The following is a 14,102-nucleotide window of genomic DNA, read 5'->3' as shown; positions in this document are numbered from 1 at the left end:
GGGTGCGTATCAGGTTCGGCTCCACCCGACCGGTGGATCATCGGGGCGCCGCTCGCGTCCGCGGTGCGGCGGCCGGCCTGATCTCGGGAACCGTATCGGTCGCTGCCCACGGATGGGCGGCCGAGACCGCCCCACCCGACGGCACAGCCGTCGTGTTGCTGGCTCTCGCTTCGGCGGCGGTCGGCGCCCTCGTCACCGGTCTTCCCCCACTGCGCACCGGTACCACCGGACTCACCACGGCGCTGCTGGCCGGGCAGCTGCTCGGCCATCTCAGTCTCGGCTGGGGATCCGGTCATCTGCATCACGGTGATCTGCAACCGACCCCCACCATGCTCGCGGCCCATCTCTTCGTCGCCTGCGCCGCCGCGATGATCGTGCGCGGCACCGAATTCGCCTACCGCGTCGTCACCGCCGCCCTGGCCCGGCTGGTCCCGGTAGCGCCGCGGCCGCCGGTCGTCCCGGACCCGCCACTGCTGCGGGATCTGCACCGCGACCGGATCGTCGCCTGGATTCTCGCGGCCGAGACCGGCCGCACCCGCGCACCGCCGCCCGCCGTCCTGATCTGATCTCCCACCCGGCGGTAGCGGCCGGGCGCTGTACCTCGCTGTGATTCGTCAGCCTGCGCCCGCAGCCCGCCGGTCCCTCGACGTGGCGACTCCGGAATGCCGGGGCGCCGCGTCTCCGCGCACCCGCCCGTATCGGCCGGTGCCGGACCAGTACAGGATGCAGGTAACAAGGATGAGTACCACCGAGGTCCCCGCGGCGCCCGACAGCGCCGGCCCGGCGACCAGCACACCCCGGCCCGGCAAGGGTGCGTTCCGCGCACTCACGCTGCGGCTGCACTTCTACGCCGGTCTCTTCGTGGGACCGTTTCTCCTGATCGCGGCCGTGACCGGTGGGCTGTACGCCGTCGCGCCCAGTATCGAATCGTTCGTGAACCGGGATCTGCTGTACGTGGATTCACGCGGTCCCGAGAAACCGTTGTCCGAGCAGGTGACCGCCGGTATCGCGGCACGACCGGATCTCACCCCGGTGGCGGTCTCCCCCGCCCCGGCGACAGGCGAGACGACCCGAGTGCTGTTCAGCGATCCGGCCCTGGGCGAATCCGAGCGCCGCGCCGTCTTCGTCGACCCGGTCACCGCGCACCCAGTGGGTGAATCGGTGGTGTACGGCAGTTCCGGCGCACTGCCCTTCCGGGCCTGGGTGTCCCAGGCGCACCGGCACCTGCATCTCGGTGAACCCGGCCGGTTGTACTCCGAACTGGCGGCGTCCTGGTTGTGGCTGATCGCGCTCGCCGGCCTGGCGCTGTGGATCCGCCGGGTACGGGCCCGGCGTCAGCGTGCGTCGGCGAGGTGGCTGTTCGTGCCGAACCTCGCGCAGAACGAGCGCGAACGCCGGCTGAACTGGCACGCGGTGGTCGGGATCTGGATCCTGCCGGTCGCGCTGGTGCTCTCGGCCACCGGCCTGACCTGGTCGACCTACGCGGGCGGCAATATCGAGAAATTGCGGGAGAACCTCAGCTGGACCACACCCGCGGTCGAGACCGCGCTACCCGGCGCGGCAGCTCCCGCCGAGAGCGGGCACGCCGACCACCACGGCGGACATCCGAGCCGACATTCGGTTCCGGCGGACCGGATCCGGCAACTCGACCAGGTCCTCGCCGCCGCCCGCGGGGCCGGCGTCACCGGGCCCGCCGAGATCACGATTCCGGCGGCCGACGGCACCGCATTCGCCGTGAAGGAACGGCGCCTGTCGGGCACCCTGACCGTCGACGCGGCGGCCGTGGACGGGTCCACCGGCACCGTCACCGACCGGCTTCCCTATGCCGACTGGCCGTTCATGGCGAAGATGGCGAACTGGGGAATCCAACTGCATATGGGCCTGATGTTCGGGCTGCTCAACCAGCTGTTGCTGCTCGCGGCCGCCGCCGGGCTCGGCACGGTGATCGTGCGTGGATATCTGATGTGGTGGCAGCGCCGACCGGCCCGGCCGACCGGCACATTCGCGCTGGCCGGACCACCGCGCCGGGGCGCTCTGCGTCGCTCGGCCGTCCTGGCGGTGCCGGCGCTGGTCGCGGCGGCGCTGATCGGCTGGTTCGCTCCGGTGTTCGGTCTGAGCCTGCTGGCTTTCCTCGTGATCGACGTTCTCGTCGGGGCGGTGCGCCGGGCCCGTCCGGCACGCTGATCATCGGACCGGTGCCGCGGCGGGCCCCGCGGCACCGGATCCGCTCAGCCGACCGGTCCCGCGCCCGGCGCGGGTACGGCCTCGAAAGCCCGTGCCTCGTGGAAACCTTCGCCCGCGAGGCGCTCCCGAACCGCGTTCTCGACGCTACCGGCGGCCGCGGTATCCACCAGCGCGATGATGCTGCCGCCGAAACCCCCACCGACCATGCGTGACCCGTGCGCCCCGGCCCACCGGGCGGCGTCCACCGCGGCATCGAGGATCTCGGTGGACACCTCGAAATCGTCGCGCAGCGAATCGTGCCCCGCGTTCAGCAGCGGGCCGATCTCCCGCGGATCGGCGCCCCTGCGCAGCAGAGCCACCACTGCGCGTACCCGGTCGTTCTCGCTCACCACATGGCGCGCCCGTCGGTACAGCACCGGATCGGTGAGCCCGGACAACTCCCCGACCTCGGCGATATCCCGCAACGATCCCACCCCCAGAGCCGACGCGGCGGCGGCGCATTCGGCACGGCGAGCACCGTAACCGCCACCGGCATGATCGTGTGTCTGGCCCGTATCGATGACGAGCAACCGCAGCCCGGCCGCGGCGAGGTCGAACGGGATCTGTTCGAAACCGCCGGATTCGGCGCCGGTGAACGCGCGCACATCCAGGAACAGCGCATGTCCCTCGGTGCACAGGATGGATGCGGCATGGTCGAGGATTCCCGTGGGCGCACCCACATAGTCGTTCTCGGCGGCGCGGGCGATATCGATCAGTTCCCGGTCACCGACCGCCGGCGCACACAGATCGCGCACCGCCACCGCGGTGGCGCAGCACAGCGCGGCCGACGAGGACAGGCCCGCACCGGCCGGCACCGCGCCGTCGAATTCCAGCTCCAACCCGTCGATCCCGTATCCGCGGCGGCCGAACTCCGCGACCACTCCGAGCGGGTAACGCGCCCAGCCCGGCAGCAGATCCCGTTCGGTGGACAGCGCCGCGACCGGCAGCCGCACCGGTTCTCCCGGCCGCTGAAGCGAACTCACCCGCACCAGATCGTCGGAATGCCGGGCCCCCACGCAGGTGACCACGAGGGGTATCGCAATCGGCAGCACGAATCCGTCGTTGTAGTCGGTGTGCTCACCGATCAGATTGACCCGGCCCGGTGCCGACCATCGACGACGTCCGCCGGTGCTCTCCTCGTGTTCAGTCACCGGACCACCGTACGAGCAGCCCGCCGGTGACCCGGATCCGCCGCGCCGCCACCACCGGGACAGCTGTTACGACGTTGTTGTGCCAAGAGAGCGACAAATTCGACACTGCGTGTCATCATCGGATCCATAGTCCAGGTTTGGTGGGCCGATCGCGCCGCGAACGGCTCGGACATCCCCTCGTACAGGAACACTCGGTTTTCGTCAGCCGCCGCTCGATGGTCAGGTAGAGCACGACAGACAGATATGGACCCAGGCCTGCGACGGCTCGATTTCACCGGGAATGGAGCGATCAAAGGGGGGCTGATGATCATCAGCGAACCGCAGGGAGCAGTGCGGCACGGTATCCACCGGATACGTTACGGTGCAGTGTTTTCCGTGATGGTGGGCTCGCCGCTCGTGATACATCTGATACTCGGGTCCCGGCTGTTCTCCGTGCTGGCCACGTTGCTGGCCGCCGCGGGAACAGTCGTCATGATCGGATTCGGCCTGCGCCGGCACCGACCGTCCCATCCGCTCTCCTGGTATCTCCTGGCCGCGGCCGCCCTGCCCTTCGCGGGCGGGACGGTACTGCGCGAACTCACCACCTACGCGTCCACCCCTCTGGACGAGATCCTCACCCTCACCGGATATATCGGCACCGGTCTGGCGGCTCTGCTGTGGCTGCGGCCACGCCAGGCCCGCGCCCATCCGGATGTCTTCCTGGACTCGGGACTGATCGGACTCGGCGCACTGCTGGCGTCCTGGATCTTCCTCATAGCGCCGGTCCTGCACTCGGATATCCCGGGCGGGAACACGGTGACGGCGGTGGTGCTACCGGTCTGCGACGCCCTGCTGCTCACCCTGCTGGCACATTCGCTGGCCACCTCGAGCCGCGCGGAGACCTCGCTGCGCCTCCTGCACATCGCCCTGGCCGGCGCATTCGCGACCGACCTCGGCTACCGGCTGACCGCCGCCGGAACGCTCACCACCGATCCGAATGTGCTGGCACTACCGCTGATCGGCGCGTACCTGGCCGCCGGCGCGGCCGCCCTGCACCCGACCATGTCGGCACTCGGCGCGCCCCGGTCCATCCGGCTCCACCATTCCCGCCAGCGCGCCAGCGCCATCGCTGTCGCCCTGGTTCTCTCGTCACTGGTACCGGTGGCCCGGGCGCCGCTGAGCCCGCTCGACCAGATCATCGTGTCCTCGGTACTGGCGCTGCTGCTCATCGGGCTGCTCATCCGCAGCGAACGCGCGATCGGCCGCAGCTCCCGCAGCGAACGCCGGGCCCGCTACCAGGCCGACCACGATCCACTCACCGGACTGCTCAACCGCTCCGCACTACTGCGGGTCCTGCCTCGCGACCACCGGGATTGGGCCGAACGCGCGCTCTGCCTGCTGTTCATCGACCTGGACGAGTTCAAGGCGATCAACGACAGCTACGGACACACGGTCGGCGACGAATTGATCGCCGAAGCCGCCACCCGGATCCGGTCCACCGTCCGCCGCGACGACGTGGTGGCCCGCTACGGCGGCGACGAATTCATCGTCCTGGCACCGCTGGACCGAATGGAAGCGACCAAAATGGCCGAACGCCTGCTCGGTGTGTTCATGAAACCGTTCCAGCTCAGCACGGGCGAAGTACCACTGACGGCGAGCATCGGCCTGGCCTGTGGCGGTCCGCGCGATATCGACGCCAGTATCTACGACCTCATCCGCGACGCGGACGCGGCCATGTACCTGGCGAAACGGCGCGGATTCGGCTACATGTTCCACGACACGATCCGGCACACCCCGGCCGAACCCAGCCGGCACGGCTGGCGGTCACGAGCTGTGTAGACAGCGCCGACTTCGGCGTCGCGGGGCAGGCCCTCGTGACCCCGGTTCTTCACCGCGGATTCCCGCGGCGACCGCCGAGGGCGGCTCTACGCGGATCCGCGGCGGCGGTGCTTCGTATCAGTCGGTCAATTCCTCGAGGAGTTTGCGGGCCTGTTCGAGTTCGGCCTGCAACTGCTGGACTTTCGCCTCCTGCGCGCCCCGCACCGATTCCAGCAGACCGTCCACCACTTCGGACACCTCCGGCGGCAACAGTTTCGCGGCCTGGGCAACGGCCGTTCCGGTGACCGGGACCGCCCGTACGGTGCGCTTCTTACCGGCGGCGACATCGACGGTCCACTCGCCGTCGGCGGTGCCGTTGATGGTGACGGTGACCTCCGGTGCCTTCGTCTTGCGCGCGGCCGGGGCCTTGGTCGCCTTGGCGGCCGGGGTCCGCGGCGCGGGGGCCGGCTTCGCCTCGGGAGCAGCGTTCTTCGTCGCGGCGGCGGTTTCGCCCGCCGGCTTCCGGTCCGCGGCGGAGGCGGCGGAGGTGGACGGGGACGCGGCGGGAGTCACGGGCGATTCCTTCTTCTGGGGGACGGGCACGGGCGGTGGGGCGGCCGGTTTGTCGCGCTGGGGTTTGACCAGCGTGACCTCGGTGGGACCGAAGGACAGTACATCTTTGGATCCGGTGGGCCGGATCTGCAGGAAGTCACCGTCGGCGGGATCGCCGAGCGAGACCACCTTGCCCGACCGCCCTTCGGTGACACCCACCGCGGCGGCGGTGAACCAGACCATCGGCGGGCGCCCCGCCTCGATCTCCGCGGTGATCTGGTCGAGGTCGTTGTCGGACAGGGGTTTCGGCTTCGCGTTCGCCGATGTTCGCGACGGCATGGGGCACTCCGGGGCAATCTCACTTGTTCGTCGAATAGCTTGCGTGCACAGATGATGCCGCACTGCACCGACATTTTCACAAGCAGGAGGGGTTACAGCACCCGGCAGCCCATAGAACGTGTTCTATTATGGGCGCGAATCCGCCACCCGAAGGAGTCACCGTGCCGTTGGACCCGACCGCCGCGGACCTGCGCGAGGCCGTACTCGCCTCCCCCCGCGCCGTGGCGGCGCACGACCGGGCGGCGTGGGTGGGCCTTTTCGCGACCGATGCGGTGGTCAACGATCCGGTCGGTTCGGACCCCCATACCGGGTACGACGCGATCGCCCGGTTCTACGACACCTTCATCGCCCCCAACGACATCGTCTTCGACGTGGCCCACGATTACGCGGAGCCCGCGACAGTGCTCCGCGATCTCACCATCACCATCACCATGTCCACCGGCGCCCGGGTGCGCGTACCGATGCACCTGCGCTACGAAGTGGTCGAGGAGGACGGCGCGCTGCGCATCGGATATCTGGCGGCCTACTGGGAGTTGGTCCCCATGGTCGGGCAACTCCTGGGAACCGGGCCGAAGGGTCTGCGTGCGGGCACCCGGCTGGGCATGCTGTTGCTGCGCAACCAGGGTGTACGCGGACTCATGGGGATGGCGCGCGCGTGTACCGGTATCGGCGGCACCGGAAAACGGATCGCCGGCCGGTTGTGCGCGGCGCTGGCCGCCGGCGATACGGCCGCGGTCACCGCCCTGGCCGGCGGCCGGGACACCGTCCGGTTGTGGTCGGGCGATTCGGTGACCGCCGCCGAACTGGCGATCCGGGCTCGCGGCCTGCGGCAGGGGAAAACACTGTCCGCGGGTCGCTCGGTGACCGTCAGCACCGATCTCCCGGAGGGCCCGGCCCTGATCGTTCTCGATTTCCATCCCACCAGGGATCGGATCGAAACGCTGCGGGTCCACACCCGCACCGTCACCGCCTGACAGCGACCGTCACGGCGCCCGATCCCGGCTGCGACCGGCCTGGATCACCCTCCTCGCGTTCCCGCACATCCTCGAGCCGACGAGCACGATTGCGCACCGGCACATCGCGCGCTATTTACTGAGACGCTGAGTCCCGGTAAATTCGTGCGCAGAGAAATGTACGCCATACGCACGAGGAGGCACCGATGACGCCGTCGACTCTGCCGCGGGCTCCCAAGCTGGACACCCGGTACCGCGAGACCCTGGAAACGCTGTCGGAGGGCTCGGTGCACCGCCGATTCGATCCGTATCTCGATATCGATTGGGATGCGCCCGAACTCGCCCTCGATCGCGACGACCCCCGCTGGATCCTGTCCCCCGAATACGATCCGCTCGGCGCCACCCGCTGGTATCGGGATCTGCCGGTCGAGCGGCAGATCGAGATCGGCCGGTGGCGGATCGCCAACGCGATCAAGGTGGGTGCGGCCTTCGAAACCGTGCTGATCCGGGGGATGATGCAGTACATCGCGAAACTGCCCAACGGGTCGCCGGAGTTCCGCTATTGCCTGCACGAGATGACCGAAGAGTGCAACCACATCCAGATGTTCCAGGAGCTGGTGAACCGGATCGGCGACGACGTCCCGGGAATGCGCCCCCTGTTCCGGGCCCTGTCACCGTTCATCGGCGTGGCCGGCGGATACGCGCATGTGGTGTTGTTCCTGGGCATTCTCGGCGGCGAGGAACCGATCGACCACTACCAGAAGGCCATGATCCGCAACGGCGCGAACCTGCCGCCGCTGGTGGTGCGGACGATGGAGATCCACATCGCCGAGGAGGCGCGCCACATCTCCTTCGCCGGCGAGTTCCTCCGAGCCCATATCGCCAAGCTCGGCCCGGTTTCGACCGCGCTGTGCGGTGTCTCGTTCCCGCTGGCGCTGCGCTGGCTGGCCGGCGAGATCATGGCACCGCCACCGGAGTTCGCGCGGCGTTTCGGCGTGCCGCGCGAGGTGATGAAAGAAGCGTTCTGGCACAGCCCGCACTCGCGGCGGATCCTGTCCGGCTACTTCGGCGATATGCGCACCCTCGCCGATGAGCTCGGCTTGATGAACCCGGTCACCTCCCGGCTGTGGAAGGTGCTGCGAATCGACGGCGACCGCTCGCGCTATCGCAGCGAACCGGAACGCCGGGTCCGGGCCTCGGTGGCCTGACCCGGAACGGCCGGGCCGACCGACGACGTTCGGCCCGGTCCCGGACCCGCGCGGTCAGGCTTCACCGCCGCGCAGTCCGGCGACCACCTCCGCCAGTTCCCGGTCCGGGTCGACGGTGAATCCGGCGGTCCGGGCCACACCGTCGAGGATGTACCACGCGTAGTCGGACAGGTCCGCGACCATCTCGCCGCGCGGCCGGCGCGGGCCCGGATCGGCGACCCATGCCGCGAGCACTCCTTCGACCATGGTCACCACGGCGAACGGTACCGGTTCCAGGGCAGCCGAATCGGCGTCGATGATGCGAGCGATCGCCTCGATCAGTTCGCGTGACCGTTCCGATATCCGGATCTTGAGGCCGGCGATCGCGTCGACCCCGTCGGGTCCGTCCACCGGGGGTCCGGACCGGGCGAACGCCACCAGGTTGGGATGATCCCCCATCCAGTCCGCCACCGCGCGTACGGTGCGGGTGATGATCTCGCGCACCGAGCCCGACGATAGGTCCAACTGAGCGTCGAGCACGGCCCCGAGATCGTCGATCAGATACGACCGGATCCGCCGATCCAGATCCTCCCGACCGCTGAACTGCCGGTACACCACAGATTTGGCGACCCCCGCCCGTTCGGCAATCTGCCGGACGGGCACATCCGCGCCCGGCGGTTTCTCCTCGAGCAGTTCGACGGCGGCCCGCAGGATACGCAACTGACGCTCGGTGTTGTGCTGCTCCCAGCGCGCCTCGTAGCCGTTGACCGCCCCCGGAATCCGCGACCGCGACGACGCCATCGACATGCCTGGCAGTGTACTCAGCACCGCCCGCGCCGGGCGGCCGCTCCACGGTCCCGGCTCCGCCACCTGCCCGAGCGGCGATTTCTTCACGGAGATTTCATATGCCGCGCCGTTCTGCACGATCAAATGAAAGTACATTTACACGGACATTAATCGGGGATTGCGCAAACACATTGCGCAATACATTCGCCATATCTTACAAACCGGTCGTTTTGTCCACCCCGAGCCCGGCCGAACTTCGCGTAACATCGGAAGATGTTGTCGCACAGACACATCCAGAATACCGCGAGACCAGCAGATTCCGCTCCGAATAACTCACCGTGACCGCTCGGATACGAATCCGTGGGCAGTCCGATCGAAAAACGCTAGAATTGCGGCACATTGGTACCGGGCGGGTCCGGCGATCTGCTGTCACTACGTTGCTCGGTCGCGGGAATTCCGGCGACAACGGTCACGGGGGCGGCGCAATCGGAGCAGCGTAGGAAATCACGCGGCGACCCGCCGGCGCACCACGCGTACAGGAGGCAAGGATGCCCGACAACACCGGCCCCGAGGAGAACGACGTGGAACTGACCGCCGAGCACGCACCTGTGATCTGGCCGGAGCCGAGCCGGCTGGAGTCGTGGTGGCGCGACATCATGACCGACCCGGTCGCCGCGGCCCAGGCCGCGGAGCCGGAGCCCGTGCCACCGACCCTCAGCCGCAACGGCTGAGGGTCGCCTACCGGCCCGCCGGCCGGACCCAGCGCCGTAATGCGTCGACCGATGTCGCCGGTTCGGTGTTGAAACAGAATGCGATGCCGGGCACCAGCTCGTTCACCACATTCACCAGCCGCTCGAACAGCAACGTGTGTTCCGCCGCCGCGCGCACACCGGCACCGATCATGACCACCCCGACGGTCTGTCCGGCGAGACAACCCCGGACCGCGGCCTCGGCGGCCGCCGGATCGGCCGGAACCGGGCAGGAGAGGATGTCGAATCCGGCGTCCCGCATCGCCGTCTCGCCGCGCGCGATGGCCGCGGTCAGCATTTCCTCGGTGATACCCGGATACCTGTCGTAATCGACCGAGCCGGGATGCAGCCCGATCGAGAGCACCCGATCGCTGCGGGGTGAACCTGTCGCCATATCGTCATTCTGTCCGTTCGTGCACAGTCCTGTCAGCGCGGTGACCACAACGGCGACCGCCACTATCGCCGCGGCACCCGCGACCTTTCCCGGATACCGGCGCCACGCCCACCCGGCCGATCTTTTGTCCACCTCCGCACTCTCACCGGACCGCGGGCACCCGCACCAGCACCTGTCCGGAGTAGGACCGGCGGTATCACCCCGGGCCGACCGGATTGCGGCACCATGAAGATATGGACAGAGCCGAACTCGGGGTGGTGTTGCGCGCGGCCCGGTCCCGGATCGGACCCGCGGCCGTGGGTATGCCGACAGGTTTCCGACGCCAGGTGCCCGGCCTCCGCCGGGAAGAGGTCGCCCAGCTGGCGGGAATCAGCGTCGCCTATCTGACCCGGCTGGAGCAGGGACGCGGGCCGACACCGTCGGTTCAGGTACTGGGCGCCCTGGCCCGTGCGCTGCGGCTCGATCGTGACGATCGCGATCTGATCTTCCACCTCGCCGGCTCCGCGCCCCCGCCGGATTCCCGGGTGACGCGGCAACCGGGACCGGGCGCGCGGGAACTGTTGGACCGGCTACAGGATCGGCCGGCATTGCTGCTCTCCGCATCCTCCGATGTGCTGGACTGGAACCGGCTCGCCACCCGACTGTTCGGTGATTTCGCGGAGATACCCGCGCAGCAGCGCAATATGCTGCGGCTCCGATTCCTCGGAGCCGGTCTGCCACGGGTGTCCGCCGACACGATGCGCGCAATTCCGGCCGAACACTGTGTGGGCGGGCTGCGCGGCGCGTACGCCCGCTATCCCGGGGACGACCAGTTGCGCGGACTGGTCGCCGAACTCCGCACGAGCAATATCGATTTCGACCGGATATGGCGCGCGGGCACCTCCCGCGCACTGCGCTCGACCAGCGTGACGATCGACCACCCGGAGTCCGGACCGCTCATCGTCCACGCAGACGCGCTGCGCTTACCCGGCGCCGACCAGACCGTGGTCCTCTACACCCCCCAGCCGGGGCGTACCGCCGCGGTGTTCCGGCACTGGCGCGATCGTGCGACAACAGAACCGGCGCCCGCCGCGGCGCACCGGGCCGGATCGGCGCACCCGGTCCTCGAGGTGCTCGGTGGCAATGCGCTCGGGACCTAGAACTTCCCGGCGGGGGTGAGCCGGACCAGCGGGATCTCCCGGGTGGTGAGTTTCTGGTAGTCCGCGTACGTCGGGTATTCGGCGACGATCCGGGACCAGAGCGGCGCCCGCTGCTCCGAAGTGAGGATATGCGCGGTCATCGCCCGGCGCGGGCCGTTGCGGAAGGAAACCTCGACCGCCGGATTGTCCCGGAGGTTCCCGTACCACGCGGGATCGGTCGGACCGCCGGCCCGGGAGGCCACGATGATCAGTTCGTCGCCGTCGACGATCGGCGCGGTCAACATCACCGAACGCGGGCGTCCGGTCTTCCGGCCGATCGTGGTCAACTCCAGTGTCGGCATACCGAAGTACTCGGTGCCCCAACGTCCGAAGCTGACGCGGAGCAGCGCCCGGTGCACGGTATTGACCGCCTTCAGCGTGAAATCAGATGGCAAGACGCCTCATTCCTCCGGTGTGCGGCAGTTGCCCCAGCAAAGCAGGTCCGCCACCGCCGGGCAACGCAGCCTGCCCACGGCACGACCCCGTCGATCCGGCGACCGGCCGCCGACCACGTTGCGCCGCATCGCCACCCGTGTCCGGGGCACTCCGGGACCGTCGAAACCACTCGTTCTGCAGATCTTTCGGACTCCCGGTTGTACCGGACATTGCCGAGCGTCCCGTTCCGGACCTTTTTTCGAATTACATGAATGTAATTCATGAGATGCGTTTCCGCTATCGAGAATTCACCGGTCCCCGAATGCCCTCGGACCACCTGCTTCGCCATCGTCCCCCGGCCGGTAACAGTTCCGATCGCCCTATCTCTTATGTAATAGCCAGTAGATTGCCGATTCTTTCGAAGTCGCAACATATTCGGCTGCCGGCGCCCCAGCGGAACCGGACGACTGCCCCGACCCAACCCACAGCATGCCGGCCGACCGTGTCTCGATTGCCGTGGGAATTCGCCGACTCCAGCAGGCGGCCGGGTTCGGCGGCGGCAGACTGCCGGGGAACGAGGCGAATCCGCGCTACCCGGCGACACCCTCGGCGTGGGGCCACCCGACCGACAGCGAGCGTCACGGCCGCCCGGCAGCGGGAGTGGGACACATACAAGAGAGGGCCCCGGAGAGATTGTCTCCGGGGCCCTCTCTGTAGTAGCGGGGACAGGATTTGAACCTGCGACCTCTGGGTTATGAGCCCAGCGAGCTACCGAGCTGCTCCACCCCGCGTTGGGTGAACACAACCCTACGCACTACCTCGCCGAACTCCAAAACATGCCACTGAGCTGGCCCGAAAGACGGCACGGACCCCACGATCCCAGCGGCACGGGGCCGGGCCGCGCCGGCAGCAGTCATCGGGCGAACCGGGGCAGGCGGCCCGGGGAAGCGCGGCAGCGAGTTGCCTCGGCCCCGGCGGTCCGGCCCGTGACAGAACGAGCCGACGGAAAAGAGAAGGCCCCGGAGAGGATCTCTCCGGGGCCTTCTCTGTAGTAGCGGGGACAGGATTTGAACCTGCGACCTCTGGGTTATGAGCCCAGCGAGCTACCGAGCTGCTCCACCCCGCGTTGGGTGAACACAACATTACACACGGCCTCGGATTACTGCCAAATCGCCAGCTCATAGCCGATTTTCCGATCGTTCCCGGTGCTGCGGCGACACCGTCGGCGGACACCTCGCCGCATATCGACAGCCGTCGATGCTCGCACGCTGCACACCCCGGCCCGGCCCCTCCGATGGAACAGGCGACAGAACGTTAACGGACTGATTGCCGACCATCTCGAACGCAATACGCGTGACACGAATTACGATTTTTCGGTGATGCCCGTCACATTTCCGTGTCATAACGAGCATGCCTGGGTACGGGGAAATTCCGGATATGACCTGCAGTTTTCCACATATTCCCGGTTTGCACCAATCGACGTATTGATAGTTATCGATACGTGATCTGACGAGATTTCTTCGTTACCGTCGTTGCCAGGCCCCGACCAACCGGGACGGGCCGGCCGAACCGGAGAACACCGGTAACCCTGTCCCACGGTTCGGATCAAACCCCGACACAACACCTGGGGACAGGGGCACGCAGCTTCCAACGCGCTGCCGGTGGGCACAGGGAGGGATTCGCATATGACCAAGACCCGGAAGTTCAGCACCCGCGCCCTCGGCATGACCGCTATCGCCGGAGCACTCGTTGCCGTCCCCTTCGGTCTTTCCACGGCCACCGCCTCGGCCTCTTCGGGCAACTGGGACGCAGTCGCCCAGTGCGAGAGCAGCGGCAACTGGTCCACCAACACCGGCAACGGCTTCTACGGCGGCCTGCAGTTCACCCAGAGCACCTGGGAGGCCAACGGCGGTGCCGGTAGCGCTGCCGACGCCAGCCGCGAAGAGCAGATCCGCGTCGCCGAGAACGTACTCGACACCCAGGGCCCCGGCGCGTGGCCGGTGTGCGGTTCGTACCTGTGACCCAGTCCGGCGCGCGTTGAGCGCGCCGGAACCCGGTGCGTGACGAGAGGCGCTGCCATCCACCCGGATGGCAGCGCCTCTTTCGTCTCTCCGGGTGCCTGTCACAGCCGGGTATCGCACCGTCGTTTGTGGCTGGGAACGCCCGCCCTCCTGGCATCCGACCGGCCCGGAGTAGTACACGGCGACCGGAACTGCTCCCATCCGTCCGGGCCCGCATCGTTACCGCCCGGTCGGCTCCCGCTGCCGGACTCGGGTCCACCACGGACCTCGACGCCACCACGAGCCCCGCAAACAGCAGGAGGCGCAAACAGCAGGAGGCGCAAACAGCAGGAGGCGCAAACAGCAGGAGGCGCAAACAGCAGGAGGCGCAAACAGCAGGAGGCGCAAACAGCAGGAG

General features: G+C 68.2%; 13 protein-coding genes and 2 tRNA genes. 8 read left to right on the top strand and 7 right to left on the bottom strand.

The features are described from left to right. The first annotated feature begins 2 nt into the window (after positions 1 to 2). Complete coding sequence (locus ACWCPQ_RS16445; protein ID WP_449899414.1) at positions 3 to 566, top strand: hypothetical protein; 564 nt, start codon at positions 3 to 5, stop codon at positions 564 to 566. Positions 567 to 738: 172 nt separating this feature from the next. After that, entirely contained in the window at positions 739 to 2,184 is a 1,446-nt protein-coding gene (locus tag ACWCPQ_RS16440; RefSeq protein ID WP_449899411.1) for a PepSY-associated TM helix domain-containing protein, read from the top strand. Positions 2,185 to 2,228: 44 nt separating this feature from the next. Here ACWCPQ_RS16440 and galK read toward each other — a convergent pair whose 3' ends face one another. Next, the gene (gene galK, locus ACWCPQ_RS16435; RefSeq protein WP_449899409.1) at positions 2,229 to 3,374 is read right to left on the bottom strand and encodes a galactokinase; all 1,146 of its coding nucleotides are present in this window, start codon (positions 3,372 to 3,374) and stop codon (positions 2,229 to 2,231) included. 303 nt (positions 3,375 to 3,677) lie between these two features. On the opposite strand from galK, the gene ACWCPQ_RS16430 reads away from it, so the two are divergent. Further along, entirely contained in the window at positions 3,678 to 5,192 is a 1,515-nt protein-coding gene (locus tag ACWCPQ_RS16430) for a diguanylate cyclase domain-containing protein (protein ID WP_449899407.1), read from the top strand. Between the two features lie 117 nt (positions 5,193 to 5,309). Here the strand turns inward: ACWCPQ_RS16430 and ACWCPQ_RS16425 are convergent, their stop codons facing one another. Continuing rightward, a complete protein-coding gene (locus ACWCPQ_RS16425) occupies positions 5,310 to 6,062 on the bottom strand; it encodes a DUF6319 family protein (RefSeq protein ID WP_449899404.1) in 753 nt (250 codons plus the stop codon). A gap of 161 nt (positions 6,063 to 6,223) precedes the next feature. On the opposite strand from ACWCPQ_RS16425, the gene ACWCPQ_RS16420 reads away from it, so the two are divergent. After that, on the top strand, positions 6,224 to 7,036 hold the full coding sequence (locus tag ACWCPQ_RS16420; RefSeq protein WP_449899403.1) for a nuclear transport factor 2 family protein: 813 nt from the start codon (positions 6,224 to 6,226) through the stop codon (positions 7,034 to 7,036). A 185-nt stretch (positions 7,037 to 7,221) separates the two neighbouring features. Then, complete coding sequence (locus ACWCPQ_RS16415; RefSeq protein WP_449899401.1) at positions 7,222 to 8,223, top strand: AurF N-oxygenase family protein; 1,002 nt, start codon at positions 7,222 to 7,224, stop codon at positions 8,221 to 8,223. A gap of 54 nt (positions 8,224 to 8,277) precedes the next feature. Here the strand turns inward: ACWCPQ_RS16415 and ACWCPQ_RS16410 are convergent, their stop codons facing one another. Next, positions 8,278 to 9,009 carry a TetR/AcrR family transcriptional regulator gene (locus ACWCPQ_RS16410; RefSeq protein WP_449899398.1) on the bottom strand — a complete coding sequence of 244 codons (732 nt, stop codon included), beginning with the start codon at positions 9,007 to 9,009 and terminating at the stop codon, positions 8,278 to 8,280. Between the two features lie 527 nt (positions 9,010 to 9,536). Here ACWCPQ_RS16410 and ACWCPQ_RS16405 point away from each other — a divergent pair. Next, positions 9,537 to 9,719, top strand: coding sequence for a hypothetical protein (locus ACWCPQ_RS16405; RefSeq protein ID WP_449899396.1), 183 nt, complete (start codon positions 9,537 to 9,539; stop codon positions 9,717 to 9,719). A 7-nt stretch (positions 9,720 to 9,726) separates the two neighbouring features. Here ACWCPQ_RS16405 and ACWCPQ_RS16400 read toward each other — a convergent pair whose 3' ends face one another. Then, positions 9,727 to 10,263: a hypothetical protein gene (locus ACWCPQ_RS16400; RefSeq protein ID WP_449899394.1), complete on the bottom strand. Its 537-nt coding sequence runs from the start codon at positions 10,261 to 10,263 to the stop codon at positions 9,727 to 9,729. A gap of 101 nt (positions 10,264 to 10,364) precedes the next feature. On the opposite strand from ACWCPQ_RS16400, the gene ACWCPQ_RS16395 reads away from it, so the two are divergent. Next, positions 10,365 to 11,270 (top strand): helix-turn-helix domain-containing protein, encoded by a 906-nt coding sequence (locus ACWCPQ_RS16395; protein WP_449899392.1) that lies wholly within the window; start codon positions 10,365 to 10,367, stop codon positions 11,268 to 11,270. On the opposite strand, the gene ACWCPQ_RS16390 is transcribed toward ACWCPQ_RS16395, so the two are convergent. The 3 genes from ACWCPQ_RS16390 to ACWCPQ_RS16380 form a co-directional block, all read right to left on the bottom strand. Then, positions 11,267 to 11,704: a nitroreductase/quinone reductase family protein gene (locus tag ACWCPQ_RS16390; protein ID WP_449899390.1), complete on the bottom strand. Its 438-nt coding sequence runs from the start codon at positions 11,702 to 11,704 to the stop codon at positions 11,267 to 11,269. The genes ACWCPQ_RS16395 and ACWCPQ_RS16390 overlap by 4 nt on opposite strands. A 697-nt stretch (positions 11,705 to 12,401) precedes the next feature. After that, a tRNA-Met gene (locus ACWCPQ_RS16385) sits at positions 12,402 to 12,475 on the bottom strand. Between the two features lie 261 nt (positions 12,476 to 12,736). Further along, positions 12,737 to 12,810, bottom strand: a tRNA-Met gene (locus tag ACWCPQ_RS16380). A 559-nt stretch (positions 12,811 to 13,369) separates the two neighbouring features. Here ACWCPQ_RS16380 and ACWCPQ_RS16375 point away from each other — a divergent pair. Continuing rightward, positions 13,370 to 13,705: a transglycosylase family protein gene (locus ACWCPQ_RS16375; RefSeq protein ID WP_449899388.1), complete on the top strand. Its 336-nt coding sequence runs from the start codon at positions 13,370 to 13,372 to the stop codon at positions 13,703 to 13,705. Positions 13,706 to 14,102 lie beyond the last annotated feature (397 nt).

The sequence above is a fragment of the Nocardia sp. NPDC001965 genome, from assembly GCF_053594175.1.
This window is presented reverse-complemented; position numbering and strand designations above follow the sequence as displayed.

Excerpts from the sequence above, each read along its gene's own strand:
- ACWCPQ_RS16440 (WP_449899411.1), top strand. The coding sequence starts at position 739 with ATGAGTACCACCGAGGTCCCCGCGGCGCCCGACAGCGCCGGCCCGGCG.
- ACWCPQ_RS16430 (WP_449899407.1), top strand. The coding sequence starts at position 3,678 with ATGATCATCAGCGAACCGCAGGGAGCAGTGCGGCACGGTATCCACCGG.
- ACWCPQ_RS16425 (WP_449899404.1), bottom strand. The coding sequence starts at position 6,062 with ATGCCGTCGCGAACATCGGCGAACGCGAAGCCGAAACCCCTGTCCGAC.
- ACWCPQ_RS16415 (WP_449899401.1), top strand. The coding sequence starts at position 7,222 with ATGACGCCGTCGACTCTGCCGCGGGCTCCCAAGCTGGACACCCGGTAC.
- ACWCPQ_RS16410 (WP_449899398.1), bottom strand. The coding sequence starts at position 9,009 with ATGTCGATGGCGTCGTCGCGGTCGCGGATTCCGGGGGCGGTCAACGGC.
- ACWCPQ_RS16405 (WP_449899396.1), top strand. The coding sequence starts at position 9,537 with ATGCCCGACAACACCGGCCCCGAGGAGAACGACGTGGAACTGACCGCC.
- ACWCPQ_RS16395 (WP_449899392.1), top strand. The coding sequence starts at position 10,365 with ATGGACAGAGCCGAACTCGGGGTGGTGTTGCGCGCGGCCCGGTCCCGG.
- ACWCPQ_RS16375 (WP_449899388.1), top strand. The coding sequence starts at position 13,370 with ATGACCAAGACCCGGAAGTTCAGCACCCGCGCCCTCGGCATGACCGCT.